We start from the raw sequence: 17,370 nt of genomic DNA, 5'->3' as shown, positions 1-17,370 counted from the left end.
CATGTGAGAAAGGAAAGATCATGACGACTGTAACTGTCAATGTTGGCCAACAGGCTTATGACGTTAAAATTGATGATAATAACCACACGCGCATTGGCGACGAAGTCGCAGCCGTTTGGTCATCACGGCAAATCGCTCTAATTACTGATAGTCATGTTGGGCCACTTTATTTAGCCGATACGACACGCCAACTCGAAGCGGCCGGCTTTCATGTTTTACCACTCGAAGTGCCGGCTGGCGAACAATCAAAATCGCTCCAAGTTGCCGGTGATCTAATAAGCGCCCTGGCCGAGCATGGATTTACCCGCAGTGATGGGGTGGTGGCGTTAGGTGGTGGCGTGATTGGTGATTTAGCTGGCGTGGTTGCATCACTGTATATGCGTGGCATTGCCTATATTCAAATTGCAACCTCGTTGACGGCGCAAGTGGATTCATCAGTTGGTGGTAAAACTGCTGTCAATTTAGGCGCAACCAAAAATATTGCTGGCACTTTTTATCAACCTGACTTGGTCTTAGTTGATCAGACTTACTTGGCTACTTTGTCGGATCGTGATTTAGTGGAAGGCTATGCGGAAGTGGTGAAAACGGCTGCGTTAGCCGGAGCTGAATTTTTTGATTTGACGGGTAAGATTCGGAGCATCCCAGATATTCGCACCCATGCGCAAGCATTATCAGCCCGCGCCATTGCTTACAAAGCAGCGGTCGTGATGGCGGATGAAAAAGAAGCCGGGCAGCGGCAGTTCCTCAACTTTGGCCACACGTTAGGTCATGCGATTGAATTACTGGCACATGGGGATCTGCGACATGGTGAAGCAGTGGCGATTGGTATGATGGCGTTGACTGAACGCATGGCGCGCGACGGCGTTTCGCCAGTTGATCTTGTCCCAGCATTACAATCTCGATTAACGGCAGTTGGTCTGCCAATTACCTCTGATTTGCTAGGCACACCAGCCTTCTTTGACCGATTAGTTAATGATAAGAAAAATCACGCCGGTACTTTGAACCTGGTTGCGCTTGCTGAGGTTGGGCAACCCGTTATTGTGCCCAAAGCGTTATCCGCCATGCCGGAATTTATGGCATCAATTTGATTTGAAAGGAATTGCGCCTGTGGGCGCAACATATAATAAGACGATGAGATATACAACTGCTGGCGAAAGCCATGGCCCAGAAGAAATTGCTGTGATTGAAGGGATTCCTGCCGGCTTACATCTTACCCAAGAAGACATTAACGAACAACTTGCACGGCGCCAACGCGGGTATGGTCGGGGTGAGCGCCAAAAAATTGAAACAGACACGGTCACTTTTTTAACAGGGGTGCGGCATCAGTACACGCTTGGTTCACCAATCACTTTAAATGTGCATAATGATGATCACAATAATTGGTCAAAAATTATGGCGCCTAACACGCCGGCTACACCGGAAAATACGCTCCGGAAAGTATTGCGCCCACGACCAGGACATGCTGATTTGGTGGGGGGGATCAAATACCGCCACCATGATGATTTGCGCAACGTATTGGAACGTTCTTCTGCCCGAGAAACGACGATGCGCGTGGCGGTCGGTGCCGTAGCCAAGAAGCTTTTGGCTGAAATAGGCGTGGATGTCCATGGTTTTGTGGTCAATGTTGGGCCAGCTAAATCTGATTTGAGCCAGTTAACCCAGTATCATGACTTACAAGCTTTACGTGAGGTCACGGAAAGCTTTGAAACCCGCGCCCTTGACGCTGCAGCTGATGCGGCGATTCGTGACGTGATTGATAAAACAAAACGCGATGCCAACACGGTCGGCGGGCAGGTCCAAGTCATTGCAACTGGTATGCCAGTTGGTTTGGGGTCTTATGTTTCAGCCGATGAAAAATTGGATGGTAAAATCGCGCGGGCCATTGTTGGGATTAATGCGTTTAAAGGTGTGCAATTTGGCGGTGGTTTTGACAATGCTGAAAAATACGGCGACCAAGTGATGGACGAAATTTTCTGGGATGCGGAAAAGGGTTTCTATCGTGGCTCAGACAATTTAGGCGGCTTTGAAGGTGGCATGACAACTGGGGAAGCGATTGTGGTGCGCGGTGTGGTCAAGCCGATTCCAACACTTTATCGGCCAATGCAGTCGGTTGATATTGATACCCACCAAGATCACAAAGCGTCCATTGAACGTTCCGATACGACGGCGGTGACGGCAGCTGCGGTGATTGCCGAAGCGATGGTGGCCATTGAGTTGGCTAAGGCCGTTTTGGATAAGTTTGATGCCGACAATATTGACCGGATGAAAGAACAGGTCGCGGCCTACCGTGAAGAAGTTCGTCGTTTCTAACAAGATATTTTCAGATAACAGGAAAAAAGGAGAGGCTATGATTCGATTAACGCCCGCCCCGACAACGGGCCTACACGGGCAACTAACTGTCCCTGGGGACAAATCTATTTCACACCGCGCCTTGATGTTTGGGGCGATTGCCCAAGGCATGACTGAAATTGAAAATTTCTTAGATTCTGATGATGTGTTACACACCATGCGCATTTTTCAGGACTTGGGGGTTCAGATCACACAAACCGGCACACATGTCCGCATTCAAGGACAAGGACTTGAACATTTTCAGGCGCCTAACGCGCCATTAGACATGGGAAATTCAGGGACTTCCACACGCTTGTTAATGGGGTTGTTGAGTAAACAGCCCTTTGACATGACAATTTTTGGGGATGGCTCATTAAGTCAGCGGCCGATGCAACGTGTGTTAGCACCGTTATCACAAATGGGGGCGCAAATTACGTTGACCGATGGTGATAAATTACCAGGTGTGATTCATGCGAATCAAGCGTTAACCGGTATCACCTATGAGATGCCGGTGGCGTCGGCGCAAGTTAAAAGTGCCATTATTTTAGCTGGGATGCAAGCCGCGGGACAGACGACAATTATTGAAAAATTACCTTCACGTGACCATACGGAACGGATGCTGCGCCAATTTGGCGGTCAAATCCAGGCAGATCATGGCGTCATTACCTTGTCACAGCAGCCAACATTGATGGGCCAACATGTCGTAGTACCAGCTGATATTTCCAGTGCTGCCTTTTTCATTGTGGCTGCCTTGATTACCCCAAATTCTGAGATTACTTTGAAAAATGTGGGCATTAATCCAACGCGCGATGGGGTTTTGCGTCTGCTACGGCAGATGGGCGCTGACTTAACGCTGACTCATGTGAATGACGGCTATGAACCGACTGCAGATATTACAGTGCGCGCCCAACCGTTACATGGGATACAAATCACCGCTGCAGATATTCCTAGTGCTGTAGACGAAATCCCAATTTTGGCCTTAGCTGCCACGCAAGCACAAGGGGATACTGTCATTTCGGGTGCGGCTGAACTGCGGGTGAAAGAAACAGATCGTATTGCCACGGTGGTTGCTGAATTAACAAAGTTGGGCGCAGATATTGAGGCCTTACCGGATGGCATGATTATTCACGGTGGCACACCACTCCATGGTAGCAATGAGTCCACGTTGTTAGAGACGCATGGGGACCATCGGATTGGTATGATGAATGCGGTGGCCGCTTTGATTGCTCATCAAGATGTTGTGATGACCGGCGAAGATGCGATGAGTGTCTCTTATCCTGGATTTTTGGCCGATTTGATGCAGGTGATGCGATGAACATTGTTGTGCAAGGGTTAGGAGAAATGGGGGCGTCATTGGCGGTTTGTTTGAACGCCCAACCGGCGCATCACGTGATTGGTGTTGATCAAGACCCAAACACGTTAACACTAGCGTTAGCCCAAGGAATTGTTGCCGAAACGGCATCACAATTAGCGCTAGTCGCCACGCAAGCTGACGTCATTATTTTAGCAACACCCGTGACAGGGATTATCCAAGCATTACAGACACTCGCGTCGCTGCCTTTGAAATCGGATGTCATCATCACAGATACTGGCTCGACAAAACGAGACATTATGGCTGTAGCAGCCACGCAACTCGCTCATGTGGCCTTCATTGGTGGACATGCGATGGCAGGGACGCATTTAAGTGGGGTGACTGCCGCCAACCCACAGTTATACCAGCAAGCACCCTATTTTCTCATCCCAAATCAAAAAGGGCAGGCTGCTTTATCGACATTGCAAACGTTGTTGGCGCCCTTACAGGCGAACTTTAAAACGATTGACACAACCACCCATGACCACTTGATGGCGATGATTAGTGATGCGCCACATATTGCGGCGTTTGCGTTGATGAATGCAGCGGTTAAGCAACTTGGGGATGTGGCCGATTTTGGGCAATATGTAGCCGGTGGCTTTAAGGATACCACGCGCATTGCAGCCAGCGATCCCAAACTTTGGACGGACGTTTTAATGAGCAATCAAGCAGCGGTACTTGCCAGTACGCAACAACTGATGGCGGAACTGACTGCATTTAATCAGGCATTGGCCGCACAAGATACTGACCAATTGTTACGATTGATTCAATCTGCGCAAAAGGCACGACAACATTTATGAGGTAGCGACAATCATGTTGACAGCACCAGAAACATTGCTATTGGTTGGATTTATGGGCGCCGGCAAAACGACGATTGGTCAGGAAATTGCCCGCCAACACCAAGCCAATTTTATCGATTGTGATTCAGAAATTGAACGCCGCGCTGGCCAAACGATTCCAGAAATTTTTGCCAGTCAAGGCGAGGCGGGTTTTCGTGCGCTGGAGACCCAAGTTTTAGCAGATTTGCAGACGTTTAAAGGTGTCGTGGCGACCGGTGGTGGGGTGATTGAGCGGCCGGAGAATCGGGCGATATTGCAAGCCTCATCGGCCACGATTATTTATCTGCATGGGAACTTGGAAAGTACGATTAGTCGTTTGCTGAACGAAGGTCAACGGCCGTTGTTGCAAGAAAAATCAACCGCAGCATTTTTTCAGCTATGGCAATTACGGGATCCGTTATATCGTAGTGTGGCACATGTCACAGTGGAAACGGTTGGTAAAACGCCTGAACGACTGGCAGCAGAAATTACCGCGTTATTTAGTACGCCGGAAGATGAATTAGATTTGTTACAATTACGCTCGGAAATTGATGCGCTTGATCGTCAAATTTTTCAAATGATTGAAAAACGTATGCAAATTGTTGGGGCCGTAGCCGAGTACAAGGAAAAATTTGGCATGGCTACCGTACAAACAGCGCGCATACAACAGATGCGTGATTTATTGAAATATGATTTTGCGCAATCGGCTGATATCTCAGATGACATGATTGATCAAATTATGACCATCCTGACAAATTCAGCGATTAATAAAGAAAATAAGCAGTTAAAGCGATGAAACTACACACGTTAGGGCCTGTCGGAACCGACTCAGAACAGGCAGCAAAAGATTACATTACCGACCAGACGTTGGTTTTACATCAAGATTTTGAAAGTATTTTAACGCATTTAGACGATTATGCCGGCGATCAAATTCTCGTGCCAGCAGCGTTTAAATCGCATCAATTGCCAGCGTTGGATTGGGCAAATTTTAACTATTTGGCTTGGGAAAAGGCAACCATTGTGGTCACGTTTGCTCGGCCTTTGATGACGCTTGTTGTGGTTGAAAATACCGCTTATGCACGAAATGTGGCTGTCATCCATGCCCAACTGAGGGATTATTGGCCCAATATTTACGCGCTAATAGCTTAGATAATGCCTGGGGACCCTCGGTGATTTTTGCCCCCAGTAAGCCTGTCGCCATGTCAGCCTTTATAAATGACCAAAATCGGTTTACAATTATATCAGAAGCACAATTCTTAAAATTACCAGAAAGCGAAGACCCAAAGTACCAAGTGCGACAACGATTAAGTCCACAAATGGTCTGGGTTGTCTATCAAATCAAATGACAATACGAGAACAATTACACCTTCCTGAAAGTCCAACTGGTAAGCCAGTTATCGCTGTGCCATTAATGCTTGGCCCAACTGATAAATTGACACCGTTTGCCCAGCAACTCCAAGCCCGAAAGCCAGACGTGGTGGAATGGCGCGCCGACTATATTGCGGATGATTTTACTGAAGCGGTGATGTGGCAACAAGTCAAAGCAGGCGCACAAGCAGCGTTAGCGCAAAAAGATGTTTCCGCGATGACGGAAGCTAAAATGTTAGCAGAAATCGACCAAGCCCAGCAGGAATTTAAGGCGAATTGGCCGATTATGAACCAACAAATCATTAAAGAACTGACGGGGTCAGTGTTTGAGACGATTGGCGACTTTCCTATTATTTTGACGTATCGCACGCAAGCACAAGGTGGTCGGGGCGAAATGTCACCACTTGAATATACGTTGTTCATGGTCAATGCGTTAAAATCGGGCTATCATTTTGCCGCTGTTGATGTGGAATATACGTTAGCTGCCGAATTCCGTGATAAAATCATGGCGGCCGCGCGTGCAGTTGGTGTGCCCGTCATCATGTCGTATCATGACTTAAATGAGACACCAGATGTGCCGGTTTATTTAGCTGATTTGGCGGCAACGGGTGCTGATATTGTGAAACTTGCGGTGACACCACATGATGAAGCGGATGTTGAGCGCTTATTGCTGGCCACACAAGCCGCACAAATTGCACAGCCGCTCATCACCATTAGCATGGGGCTATTGGGACAGCGGTCACGGATTGAAGGGTATCAATATGGCTCAGAAATGACCTTTGCGGTCTTAGATGGCCAACCTGTAAGTGCACCAGGACAACTCACAATAAGTGAATTAAGAGCAGCTTGGCAAGCCAAATAAAAAATCGCGCAATAATTTGCGCGATTTTTTATTTTTTATGAATGACTGCTTTTGATACGGCTGAGCCTGAAATTGCAGGGATTGCAATGATCGCAATTTCGCCAACAATAATGGCCAAAACGGCAGCACCAACAAATGAATAAGTACCACCAGTTAATTGAGACACAATGTAACCCAAAATTTCGCCAAATACAGCAGACCAAAAAGCAACAGTAATGAATTTCATACTTTTCACCTCTTTACAGAACTATCATACGCTTATTCCTGAAAAGCGCAACCTTTTTTCACGATTTTCGTGTATAATTAAAGGGAACAAAGTTTCGTATCATGAAGCGAAATTATGCGGAGGGCTAATGTACGCACCGTTACAAATTTTAAGCGCCTATAGCTTACTAAAAAATCCTAATACGATTCCTCAAATTATTGCAACAGCGAAAGCACGGCACTATGAGGCGATTGCCTTAACCGATCTCAATGTGATGTATGGGGCAGTCGAGTTTTACCGAACGGCTTTGGAAAATAATCTTAAGCCGTTATTTGGCGTAACTTTGGAAGTTAATGGATTAGTGAACACGGCGACAACGTTTCCCATGATTTTAATCGCGGAAACGCAAGTCGGTTATCAAAACTTGATGTGGTTATCATCAGCGAAAATGACGGCCAAAACGCCTGATTTAACGTTGGCGGCATTGTCAGAGCATTTAGAAGGGATTAACGTGATTGTGCCAGGCGATAGTGAATTATCACAGTTCATTGCGTCGGCCTACGATGATGTGGCGCAATATTGGCAAATCCTCACGACTTATATTGCGCCAGCACATTTATATTTGGGGATTAACCCCCAGATGGCGCCACAAATCCAAACCCGTCTCGCTGAGTTCCAAGCGGCAACCCAAGCACAATTGATTGCACTAGATGACGTTGCGTATCTGAATGCAGATGATGCGTTCACGACCCAGGTGTTAAAGTCAATTGATGCCAATGTCAAACTAGAGGGTATTAAAGCGTTGGCCCAGCAATCAGGCACCCAAATTTTACAAGATTACAACCAGGTCAAGGCCGCCTATCAGACGAGTGATTTCTTAAAGGCGGCCTTTTTGGCCAATGAAGCCTTGGTAGCCAGAAGCCAAGTCACGTTGACTTTTAGTCAGACAGCTGCTTTACCGGCGTTTCAGTTGCCAGCTGGTATGCCGGATGCCGGCACGTATTTAAAAACGTTGGCCGAGAAAGGCTTGGCGGCGCGATTACAAGGCTTGCATGTCGATCAGTCCCGTTATCAAGCGCGTTTAGCACATGAGCTGGCAGTGATTGATCAGTTGGGCTTTAATGATTATTTCTTAATTGTTTGGGATATTGTAAATTTTGCTTATCAAAACCATATCCAACTCGGGGCAGGGCGTGGATCGGCTGCTGGGTCACTGGTCGCATATGCCTTGCGTATCACGGATGTGGATCCACTGCAGTTTGGCTTACTCTTTGAACGTTTTTTGAATGCGGAACGTGTCCAAATGCCAGATATTGATATTGACTGGCCGGATAATAAACGAGACGTTGTCTTGAAATATCTACATGACAAGTATGGTCAGCGTAATTTTGCTCAGATTCTAACGTTTGGCACGTTAGCCGCTAAGCAAGCACTGCGCGATACGGCACGCGTGTTTGGTGTCTCGCAGCAAATGATGAGCCGGATTAGTAATGCCGTACCAACAGGTAAACAAGGGCGAAAAGTCTCAATTCAAGATGCGCTCCAAGCAGGTGATGGGCTCCAAAAGGTCTTGTCAGAACTTGATGACGGGCAATTACTGCTAAAGGTTGCCCAACAAATCGAAGGGTTGCCACGAAACTATTCAACGCACGCAGCGGGTGTCGTGTTAAGTGCCGATACACTGGTGCACACATTGCCGGTGCAGTCAGGGACTGACGAACGCTTATTGACGCAGTTTGAAAAGGATACGGTTGAGGCGTTAGGACTGCTAAAAATTGATGTCCTAGGGTTATCAAACTTATCCATTTTGGCACAAACTTTATATGAAGCACGGCAGCAATTGCCAGAGCACTTTGATATTAGCCGTGTGCCATTGGATGATGCGGCAACACTTGCTTTGTATGCTAAAGGCGATACCAATGGGATCTTTCAATTTGAATCGGCAGGCATTAAACATGTCTTGCGTCAATTGCAACCGGCCACCTTTGAACATATTGTGGCGGTTAATTCACTTTACCGGCCAGGGCCCAGCCGTAACATTGAAAGCTTTATCAAACGGCGGCATGGTCTTGAACCCGTGACGGTGCCTGACGCCAGCTTGAAAACTATTCTAGCGCCAACATTTGGCATTATTGTGTATCAAGAGCAAGTCATGTTGGTTGCTGAAGCCTATGCTGGTTTGACGCTTGGGGAAGCGGACGTGTTGCGTAGTGCCATGTCAAAAAAGAAGCTGACGCAAATGGCGGCGATGCAAGAGAAGTTTATTAATGGGGCAGTAGCCTTGGGACATGATCGCCAAGAAGCGGCCCAAATTTTTGCTTATATTGATGAATTTGCAAACTATGGCTTTAATCGCTCGCATGCGGTGGCGTATAGTAAGTTGTCTTTCCAATTGGCTTATATGAAAGCCCATTATCCAGCGGCATTTTTTACTGCTGTGTTAAATGCCAATTTAGGGTCACCGGAAAAGGTGCGGATGTATGTTGCGGAAGCTAAGGCGCGTCAATTGCAAGTAGCAGCACCGCACATCAATCAGTCACAACGTTTTTGGACAGTTAATCAAGGCGTCTTGCAAATGGGACTTAATAATATCCGAGGTTTGCGAACTGATTTTGTGGCTGCTGTCTTGGCTGAACGGACAGCTAATGGCCCGTTCCAATCGATTCAATCCTTTGTTCGGCGTCTACCAGAAAAGTTTAGAAAACGGGACACGCTGCGTCAGCTAGTTTATGCGGGGGCTTTAGATACATTCGGCTACAATCGGATGGAACTTGTTACCGCTTTAGATGATTTGATTGAAGCGGCTAGCTTTGGCGACTTAATTTTAAACGAAACCAAAATTAAGAAAATGCCGGATTGGGATTTGACGGAGAAGTTAGCCTATGAAAAAGAGGCCATCGGGGTGAATTTATCGGGCTATCCACTGGATGGGTATGCCAGCTTAATTGCTGATCACAATTACCAAGAGATTGCTGATTTGACTGAAAAGACTGATAAAAAGCAACCGGTGACCGTTATTGCCCTCATTGACCAAGTGCGCACAACCCGTACCAAAAAGGGTGAAGAAATGGCTTTTGTCACAGTATCAGATGCGACGGGTACAACTAGTGTGACCGTTTTCCATCAACTTTATGACAAAGTGAAAGCTGACCTAAAGGTTGGCGCCATTATCCAATTCACGGGCCGTGTGGATTACTATAATGGGAAAATTTCAGTGGTGGCCAATCACTTGAGTTTGGCCCCGGATTTAACCCAATCACAACAAAAAGGGACGTGGTTTTTGCAGTTTGATACCGCACATGATACGCAAGAAAATCGCCGTGACGTTATTGCAGTTTTGAAAAAGTATCATGGTAATAATCCCGTCGTGATTCATTGGCAAAATGACCAAAAAAATCAACAATTAGCACCGGCATTTTGGTTAAGTGATGAAACCGCTATCATGCGTGAACTGGCGCCATTGCTGGGAAATGACAATGTGGTCTTTCGACGAAGTCATTAATATTATGGCTTGTATAAACACCTAAGAATGTATAAAATAGAGCTTGGGTAGTGTTGCACAAGCAACAACCAAGATAACTAAGGAGCATATTTAACCATGAAAAAGACGAAAATCGTCTCAACACTTGGTCCGTCATCATCTGATGTCGAAACAATCGTCAAGTTGATTCAAGCGGGTGCCAACGTATTCCGCTTCAACTTCTCACACGGTGATCACGAAGAACACTTGGGCCGCATGAATGCTGTTCATGAAGCTGAAAAGATCACAGGTAAGACAGTTGGTATCTTGTTGGACACAAAGGGTGCTGAAATCCGTACAACAAAGCAAGTCGATGGTAAGATTGAATTCCAAACAGGCGACGTTTTGCGTATCTCAATGGACGAAAACCTTGAAGGTACAAAGGAAAAGATTGCCGTAACCTACGCAGGTTTGTTTGATGACGTGCAAGTGGGTGGACAAGTCTTATTTGATGATGGTTTGCTTGGCACAACTGTTCTTGAAAAGGACGTTGCCAACCGTGAACTTGTTGTTCGTGTTGACAATGATGGTATCTTGGGATCACGTAAGGGTGTTAACGCACCTGGTGTTTCAATCAACTTGCCTGGTATCACTGAAAAGGATGCTGATGACATCCGCTTTGGTTTGGACCACGGTATCAACTATATTGCCGCATCATTTGTTCGTAAGCCTGAAGACGTGCTCGAAATTCGTGAGCTGTTGAAGGAAAAGAACATGGAACACGTGCAAATCGTGCCTAAGATCGAATCACAAGAAGGTATCGACAACCTTGATGCCATTATTGCCGTTTCTGATGGTTTGATGGTGCCACGTGGTGACATGGGTGTTGAAATTCCAGCCGAAAACGTGCCTTTGGTACAAAAGGAAATGATCCGCAAGATGAACTTGGCTGGTTTGCCAGTTATCACTGCGACACAAATGCTTGACTCAATGGAAGAAAACCCACGTCCAACACGTGCCGAAGCTTCCGACGTTGCCAACGCTGTCTTCGATGGTACTGATGCCACAATGTTGTCAGGTGAATCAGCTAACGGTGAATACCCAGTTGAAGCCGTTGCAACAATGGCTGCTATCGATGAAAAGGCTGAATCATCATTGCCTTACTACGGTCGTCATCAAGATCTTCACTTTGATGAAACTGATTCAACTGAAGCTGTTGCTTCAGCTGTATCACGTATTGCCCACAGCGTAAACGCTAAGGCAATCGTTGTGTCAACAAACTCAGGTTACACAGCACGTATGGTATCAAAGTACCGTCCAGAAGTTAACATTTTGGCCGTGACTTATTCAGAACGTGTACAACGTGGTTTGACTTTGAACTACGGTGTCTTGCCAGTTGTTTACGAAGCCCCTGCAACAATAGATGAAATGATTGCATTGGCTAAGACAGCTGTTAAGGAACAAGGTTTGGCTAACTCAGGTGACACAATTGTTATCGCAGCCGGTGTACCAATGTCACAATCTGGTACAACAAACATGATTACTGTACAAACAGTTTAATCAAATTAATTGCTTTAAGTGAAATAGCCGCTAGCGGCTATTTTTTTTGCTTTGGGTTAAAAATTAGCAATGTCATAAAACCTACCACAATTAAAACGATCAATTGGTCTAGCTGATATGATTAGAGCAACGTTAAAAGAGGAGTACGGTTTTATGAATACAGGTGATTTGGCTTGGGTGTTAATTTCAGCGGCATTGGTTTGGTTAATGACGCCAGGTTTGGCCCTTTTCTATGGTGGCTTGGGTGAACGACGCAATTTATTGCACACGATGTTTGTGCCAATTTTAATTATTGGTATTGCGACAATGGTCTGGTTCACTGTTGGTTACTCGTTAGCCTTTGGTGGCGCGGGTGATATCATTGGGAACTTTAAGCACTTGTTCTTATCAGGGGTGTCATTTACCCATTCAACCAAGAGTTTAACGATTCCAGATGGTGCGTTTGCCTTATTCCAGGGCATGTTCCCAATTATCACAGCTGCCATCATTACCGGTTCGGTGATTGGCCGTGTCCGCATTAAAGCCATGATTGTGTTTATAACGCTATGGTTGATTTTTATTTATACCCCATTGGCACACATGGTGTGGGGCGGTGGTTTGTTGGCTAAGCTAGGTGCGATTGACTTTGCTGGTGGGACAGTGGTTCATATTTCAAGTGGTGTGACGGGCTTGGTATTGGCTTTGATGATTGGTCATCGTCATAATGACAAACACGTACCAGTTCGTCCTTCATACGTCCTAATTGGTGGGGCATTGCTTTGGGTTGGTTGGTTCGGCTTTAACTCAGGTTCTGCATTAGCTGCCAACGGTATTGCTGTTTTGGCCTTGGTTAACACGTGGTTGGCTTCAGCTGCTGGTGTATTGACTTGGGGACTTGCCGAATATAAAATGCATGGCCGCGCTACCTTGTCGGGCATTACTAGTGGTGGGGTTGCTGGTTTAGTTGCCATTACGCCAGCTGCAGGTTTCGTTGCCCCTTGGGCTGCAGTTGTGATGGGCTTGTTGGCTGGTGTCATTGGTTTTGGTGGTATTACTTTTGTTAAGAATAGTTTTGGTTATGATGATACGCTAGATGCCTTTGGGATTCATGGCATTGGGGGTGCAGTTGGGGCTATTTTAACTGGTGTGTTTGCTGATAAAACGATCGGTGGCATTGCTGGTGCTGTGAACGGTGACTGGTCACTCGTTTGGAAGCAGTTGGTTGCCATTTTGTTCACCGTGGCCTTTGCGGCGATTGGCACCTATATTTTGGCAAAAAGCACTGCAGTGATCGCCGCGCCATTACGCCTAACACCTGAAGAAGAAGCGCAGGGTTATGACAATATTATGCATGATTTAACGGTGGAATAACGGGCAAATACCCGTTTTTTGTGTTAAAATTAAAAGAAACAATATAAAAGGGGATTTGCAATTTGTCAGCACAAATACAGCAAATTTTTAAATTCGAAAATGCCGAGCAGCAGACGAAATTAATTGGGGTAAATGATAGTCTTATCCGTCTCATTGAGGAAGGATTAGATGTCACGTTGCATGCACGCGGCGACCAGATGACGATTGCGGGTGAAGCCGATCGGGTGGCACTTGCGCAAGCTGTCTTACATGAACTAACGCAACTGATTAAACATCAAATTACCGTTTCACCGGCAGATGTCGTGAGTGCTGTCACGATGGCACAACGTGGCACAATTGAATATTTTGGTGATTTATATTCAGAAACATTGATTCGTGATAATAAAGGCCGTGCCGTTCGTGTGAAGAACTTCGGGCAACGGCAGTATATTCAAGCCATTCGCAAGCATGATGTGACTTTTGGAATTGGACCAGCCGGTACGGGAAAGACCTATCTTGCCGTCGTGATGGCGATTTCTGCGCTGAAGCGTGGAGAAGTTGAGCGTATTATTATTACGCGACCAGCTGTTGAAGCGGGTGAGTCACTAGGCTTTTTGCCAGGTGATTTGAAAGAGAAGGTTGATCCGTATTTGCGACCAATCTATGATGCGATGCATGCCATTATTGGGGCTGAACAGACGCAGCGCTTGATGGATCGTGGGGTCATCGAAATTGCGCCACTGGCTTATATGCGTGGCCGAACATTAGACGATGCCTTCATCATCTTGGATGAAGCACAAAACACCACTAATCAACAGATGAAAATGTTTTTGACACGTTTGGGCTTTGGCTCAAAAATGATTGTCAACGGTGATATTTCACAAATTGATTTACCACGTGGGGCTAAGTCTGGTTTGATTACGGCGCAAAAGATTTTGCAATCAGTGAATCGGATTGCTTTTATTAACTTTAGTAGCGCAGATGTGGTGCGACATCCAGTCGTTGGATTGATTGTTAATGCCTACGAGGCCGCAGAAGCCGCACAACACACGAATGAAAAGGAGCCATCCTCACATGGATTTAGCGATCATTGATCAAACACAAGCTGGTATTAGTCGTTATCACCACGACCTCGTGACGTCGGTGATTGATTTTGCTGGCCAAGCATTAGCTTTACCAGATGATACAGAAATGTCGATTACATTTGTCAATAATGAGGACATTCAACGTTATAATCGCGAATATCGTGGCGTAGACAAATCCACTGATGTCATTAGTTTTGCCATCGAAGAAGGCGATGACGTGTTTGAACAAATTGCTGCGGTGGATGACATTGCTAAAAACATTGGGGATATCATTGTCTCTGTGGATGTCATCGCTACGCAAGCAGAGTACCTGGGTCACAGCTATGAACGTGAGCTTGGCTTCTTGGTCGTGCATGGCTTTTTGCATCTAAATGGTTATGACCATATGTTAGGCGATGCAGAAGAAAAGGAAATGTTTGATTTGCAGCGGAAGATTTTGGACGATTATGGCCTCAAGAGATAATAAACAGACAAAATTAATCGGTGAACCAGCATCAGAAAAGCGGCAAACAACGCGTAATCGCAATTTCTTCCGAGCAATGCGTAACTCGCTGAACGGGATTTGGTTGATCTTGGTGCGCGAACGCAACATGCGTATCCATATTTTGTTAGCTTTTCTGATTTTAGTTGCTGGCTTGCATTATGGCTTGTATCGATCAGACTGGCTTTGGGTCACAATGGCCGTGTTTATTGTGATTTTCAGTGAATTTTTGAACACGATTATTGAAGCCGTTGTGGACCTCGTCGTGGAAAAAAAGTATCATCCGTTGGCAAAACTGGCCAAGGATGTCGCTGCGGGGGCAGTCTTAGTGGCAGTCGGCGTTGAAATTATCATTTTATTGCTGATTTTTCAGCCTTATGTTTGGCGTCAATTCGGCATTGTGACTAATTTTTCTGATTTGCTACATAATTTTAAATAAGGTAACATTAATATGTGGTATCGATAAGGTACCTACTGTGCTTGGATTGCCAGTGGTAATCGAGCTATCACTATCAATAGGGGAGAAAGTCGACCTAGGCGTCGCAAAATATTATGACAGAAACACCATTTAAATCAGGATTCGTGGCCATTATTGGCCGACCAAATGTTGGTAAGTCAACATTGCTTAATCGCATCGTTGGTGAAAAGATCGCCATCATGTCAGATAAAGCACAAACAACACGGAATAAAATCCAAGGGATTTATACCACTGATAATGCACAAGTGGTCTTCATTGACACACCTGGTGTGCATAAGCCACAAAATTCATTGGGCGACTTCATGGTGAAGTCAGCCTTCTCAGCATTGCATGAAGCAGATGCCATTTGGTTTGTGGTGGATGCCTCAATGCCACGTGGTCGCGGTGATGATTTTATTATTAGCCGACTTAAAGAAGTAAAAGACACACCAATCTATCTGTTGATTAATAAAGTTGATTTGGTCACGTCAGATGAACTTCTTGATGTGATTCAGAGTTATCAAGAAGACGCCCCAACTTGGGCGGAAGTTTTCCCAATTTCTGCCACTGAAGGGGACAATGTGCCAGAATTATTGGGGAACATTGTCGAAACACTTGAAGAAGGGCCACAATACTTTGATTCTGACCAACTAACAGACCATCCGGAACGCTTCGTCATTGGTGAATTGATTCGTGAAAAAGTCTTACAATTGACACGCCAGGAGATTCCGCATTCAGTGGCCGTGGTGATTGATAAGATCGCGCGTGAAAGTGAAGATAAAATTCATATTCAAGCGTCAATTATTGTCGAACGCCCAACGCAAAAGAATATTATTATTGGTAAGCAAGGGGCGATGATTAAAGAAATCGGCACTCGTGCCCGTAAAGATATTGAACGTTTGATGGGCGACAAAGTTTTCTTGGAAACATGGGTTAAGGTTGAACCACGCTGGCGTGACCGACCACAAGCTTTGCAAACACTAGGTTACCGTAAAGAAGATTATTAAGCTTGACGATGACCTGCCAGTTAATGTAGTTGGTAATGTGATAAATGGCAGTAATTAATGGCATTGTGCTATATACCAGACAATATAAAGACCATGATTTATTAGTTCGTATGCTCACCGAAAACGATGGGTTGCGAACTTTTTTGGCACGTGGTGCTAAAAAGCCGAAGTCGGCATTGAGTGCCGCTGTGCAGCCGTTCACGATTTTATCGTTTGAAGGGGCATTACCAAAGCGCAACACCGGACTTGGTTATATCAATGATGCGCAGCAAGCTAACTTATATCCACGATTGATCGATGATATTGAAGCCAATGCTTATGCGGCTTTAATTGCCAGTCTGATTGATCAGAGTTTTGAAGAGGGTGAACCGCTGACGCGTTGGTATCATCAGTTTGAACTGGCTTTACAGAAATTAGAGGCGGGCCTTGATCCGCAAGTGATTGCCAATATCTTTGAAATTCAATTACTCGTGCCGCTTGGGGTCGCGCCTAATTGGCGCGCCGACCCCATCAGCGGCCAAGTGACCGGACGTTTTGATTATTCGGAAAAATATAATGGCATTTTAGCTGAAGAACATTATGATTTAGATGAACATCGATTGATGTTAGATCAGAAAACTATTTTTTATTTGCGGCAATTTAGTGTGATTGATTTGCGGCAAATCAATCAAATCAATTTGTCGCCCGTTACCAAACGCGGGCTTCAGCGGGTGATTGATCATATTTATGATAAGCAAGTGGGATTAAAGCCACGTGCTAAGACGTTTATCGAGCAAATGCATGCATGGCAAAATACATTGGTTAATTTCAGAAAGAATAAGGAAGGTGCATCATGACCGTTAAAAAAATATTAGTCCTCCATACTGGTGGGACCATTTCAATGCACGAAGGCGAAAATGGTGGTGTTGAAACAGGCGTTGAAAATCCCTTAACGGGCGTTAAATTGGCCTTACCAGATGTTGACCTGACGGTTGAAAATATTTTCAATTTGGCAGATTGCAAGAAATAACTTGAACGAATTTAGTGACGTAGATTAAGTAAGAAGATCTCGATTGGTGT

15 protein-coding genes and 2 pseudogenes are annotated in these 17,370 nt (G+C 45.5%); 16 read left to right on the top strand and 1 reads right to left on the bottom strand.

Annotation, left to right across the window (positions count from 1 at the left end):
- Positions 1-20: 20 nt before the first annotated feature.
- The 7 genes and pseudogenes from aroB to IE039_RS00055 all read left to right on the top strand — a co-directional run bounded on the left by aroB (position 21) and on the right by IE039_RS00055 (position 6,727).
- Positions 21-1,088: a 3-dehydroquinate synthase gene (aroB, locus tag IE039_RS00085; RefSeq protein WP_010002815.1), complete on the top strand. Its 1,068-nt coding sequence runs from the start codon at positions 21-23 to the stop codon at positions 1,086-1,088.
- Between the two features lie 43 nt (positions 1,089-1,131).
- The gene (gene aroC / locus IE039_RS00080) at positions 1,132-2,310 is read left to right on the top strand and encodes a chorismate synthase (protein WP_048701894.1); all 1,179 of its coding nucleotides are present in this window, start codon (positions 1,132-1,134) and stop codon (positions 2,308-2,310) included.
- Between the two features lie 37 nt (positions 2,311-2,347).
- Positions 2,348-3,643 carry a 3-phosphoshikimate 1-carboxyvinyltransferase gene (gene aroA / locus IE039_RS00075; RefSeq protein ID WP_146976791.1) on the top strand — a complete coding sequence of 432 codons (1,296 nt, stop codon included), beginning with the start codon at positions 2,348-2,350 and terminating at the stop codon, positions 3,641-3,643.
- Positions 3,640-4,479, top strand: coding sequence for a prephenate dehydrogenase (locus IE039_RS00070; protein WP_189428512.1), 840 nt, complete (start codon positions 3,640-3,642; stop codon positions 4,477-4,479). Before aroA ends, IE039_RS00070 begins: the two co-directional genes overlap by 4 nt.
- Positions 4,480-4,492: 13 nt before the next feature.
- Entirely contained in the window at positions 4,493-5,293 is an 801-nt protein-coding gene (locus IE039_RS00065) for a shikimate kinase (protein WP_010002810.1), read from the top strand.
- Positions 5,290-5,843 (top strand): annotated as a pseudogene (locus IE039_RS00060) (hypothetical protein). Before IE039_RS00065 ends, IE039_RS00060 begins: the two are co-directional and overlap by 4 nt.
- Positions 5,840-6,727, top strand: a complete 888-nt coding sequence (locus tag IE039_RS00055; protein WP_010002808.1) for a type I 3-dehydroquinate dehydratase — start codon at positions 5,840-5,842, stop codon at positions 6,725-6,727. The pseudogene IE039_RS00060 and the gene IE039_RS00055 overlap by 4 nt, the downstream one beginning before the upstream one ends.
- A 28-nt stretch (positions 6,728-6,755) precedes the next feature.
- Here the strand turns inward: IE039_RS00055 and IE039_RS00050 are convergent, their stop codons facing one another.
- Positions 6,756-6,953: a DUF2929 family protein gene (locus IE039_RS00050; RefSeq protein ID WP_010002807.1), complete on the bottom strand. Its 198-nt coding sequence runs from the start codon at positions 6,951-6,953 to the stop codon at positions 6,756-6,758.
- Between the two features lie 127 nt (positions 6,954-7,080).
- Between IE039_RS00050 and IE039_RS00045 the strand changes: the two genes are divergently transcribed.
- The 9 genes and pseudogenes from IE039_RS00045 to IE039_RS00005 form a co-directional block, all read left to right on the top strand.
- Positions 7,081-10,434, top strand: coding sequence for a DNA polymerase III subunit alpha (locus IE039_RS00045; protein ID WP_189428511.1), 3,354 nt, complete (start codon positions 7,081-7,083; stop codon positions 10,432-10,434).
- Between the two features lie 96 nt (positions 10,435-10,530).
- On the top strand, positions 10,531-11,952 hold the full coding sequence (gene pyk / locus IE039_RS00040; RefSeq protein ID WP_010002699.1) for a pyruvate kinase: 1,422 nt from the start codon (positions 10,531-10,533) through the stop codon (positions 11,950-11,952).
- A gap of 153 nt (positions 11,953-12,105) precedes the next feature.
- On the top strand, positions 12,106-13,302 hold the full coding sequence (locus IE039_RS00035) for an ammonium transporter (RefSeq protein ID WP_189428510.1): 1,197 nt from the start codon (positions 12,106-12,108) through the stop codon (positions 13,300-13,302).
- Positions 13,303-13,364: 62 nt separating this feature from the next.
- A complete protein-coding gene (locus IE039_RS00030; RefSeq protein WP_010004122.1) occupies positions 13,365-14,375 on the top strand; it encodes a PhoH family protein in 1,011 nt (336 codons plus the stop codon).
- The gene (gene ybeY / locus IE039_RS00025; protein ID WP_189428509.1) at positions 14,356-14,829 is read left to right on the top strand and encodes an rRNA maturation RNase YbeY; all 474 of its coding nucleotides are present in this window, start codon (positions 14,356-14,358) and stop codon (positions 14,827-14,829) included. Before IE039_RS00030 ends, ybeY begins: the two co-directional genes overlap by 20 nt.
- A complete protein-coding gene (locus IE039_RS00020) occupies positions 14,813-15,286 on the top strand; it encodes a diacylglycerol kinase family protein (RefSeq protein ID WP_010006338.1) in 474 nt (157 codons plus the stop codon). The genes ybeY and IE039_RS00020 overlap by 17 nt, the downstream gene beginning before the upstream one ends.
- A gap of 113 nt (positions 15,287-15,399) precedes the next feature.
- The gene (gene era / locus IE039_RS00015; protein WP_010006336.1) at positions 15,400-16,311 is read left to right on the top strand and encodes a GTPase Era; all 912 of its coding nucleotides are present in this window, start codon (positions 15,400-15,402) and stop codon (positions 16,309-16,311) included.
- Positions 16,312-16,355: 44 nt separating this feature from the next.
- Complete coding sequence (gene recO, locus IE039_RS00010) at positions 16,356-17,147, top strand: DNA repair protein RecO (protein WP_010006334.1); 792 nt, start codon at positions 16,356-16,358, stop codon at positions 17,145-17,147.
- Positions 17,144-17,302: pseudogene (locus IE039_RS00005) on the top strand (asparaginase); the annotation flags it as partial. The gene recO and the pseudogene IE039_RS00005, both read left to right, overlap by 4 nt.
- Positions 17,303-17,370: the final 68 nt, after the last annotated feature.

This window comes from Leuconostoc lactis KCTC 3528 = DSM 20202 (assembly GCF_014651235.1).
Classification (GTDB): domain Bacteria; phylum Bacillota; class Bacilli; order Lactobacillales; family Lactobacillaceae; genus Leuconostoc; species Leuconostoc lactis.
This window is presented reverse-complemented; position numbering and strand designations above follow the sequence as displayed.

What these genes read in the sequence shown, in the direction of transcription:
- aroA (WP_146976791.1), top strand. Translation starts at nt 2,348, where the DNA reads ATGATTCGATTAACGCCCGCCCCGACAACGGGCCTACACGGGCAACTA.
- pyk (WP_010002699.1), top strand. Translation starts at nt 10,531, where the DNA reads ATGAAAAAGACGAAAATCGTCTCAACACTTGGTCCGTCATCATCTGAT.
- IE039_RS00035 (WP_189428510.1), top strand. Translation starts at nt 12,106, where the DNA reads ATGAATACAGGTGATTTGGCTTGGGTGTTAATTTCAGCGGCATTGGTT.
- IE039_RS00045 (WP_189428511.1), top strand. Translation starts at nt 7,081, where the DNA reads ATGTACGCACCGTTACAAATTTTAAGCGCCTATAGCTTACTAAAAAAT.
- aroC (WP_048701894.1), top strand. Translation starts at nt 1,132, where the DNA reads ATGAGATATACAACTGCTGGCGAAAGCCATGGCCCAGAAGAAATTGCT.
- ybeY (WP_189428509.1), top strand. Translation starts at nt 14,356, where the DNA reads ATGGATTTAGCGATCATTGATCAAACACAAGCTGGTATTAGTCGTTAT.
- IE039_RS00065 (WP_010002810.1), top strand. Translation starts at nt 4,493, where the DNA reads ATGTTGACAGCACCAGAAACATTGCTATTGGTTGGATTTATGGGCGCC.
- IE039_RS00020 (WP_010006338.1), top strand. Translation starts at nt 14,813, where the DNA reads ATGGCCTCAAGAGATAATAAACAGACAAAATTAATCGGTGAACCAGCA.
- aroB (WP_010002815.1), top strand. Translation starts at nt 21, where the DNA reads ATGACGACTGTAACTGTCAATGTTGGCCAACAGGCTTATGACGTTAAA.
- recO (WP_010006334.1), top strand. Translation starts at nt 16,356, where the DNA reads ATGGCAGTAATTAATGGCATTGTGCTATATACCAGACAATATAAAGAC.
- IE039_RS00055 (WP_010002808.1), top strand. Translation starts at nt 5,840, where the DNA reads ATGACAATACGAGAACAATTACACCTTCCTGAAAGTCCAACTGGTAAG.
- IE039_RS00070 (WP_189428512.1), top strand. Translation starts at nt 3,640, where the DNA reads ATGAACATTGTTGTGCAAGGGTTAGGAGAAATGGGGGCGTCATTGGCG.
- IE039_RS00050 (WP_010002807.1), bottom strand. Translation starts at nt 6,953, where the DNA reads ATGAAATTCATTACTGTTGCTTTTTGGTCTGCTGTATTTGGCGAAATT.
- era (WP_010006336.1), top strand. Translation starts at nt 15,400, where the DNA reads ATGACAGAAACACCATTTAAATCAGGATTCGTGGCCATTATTGGCCGA.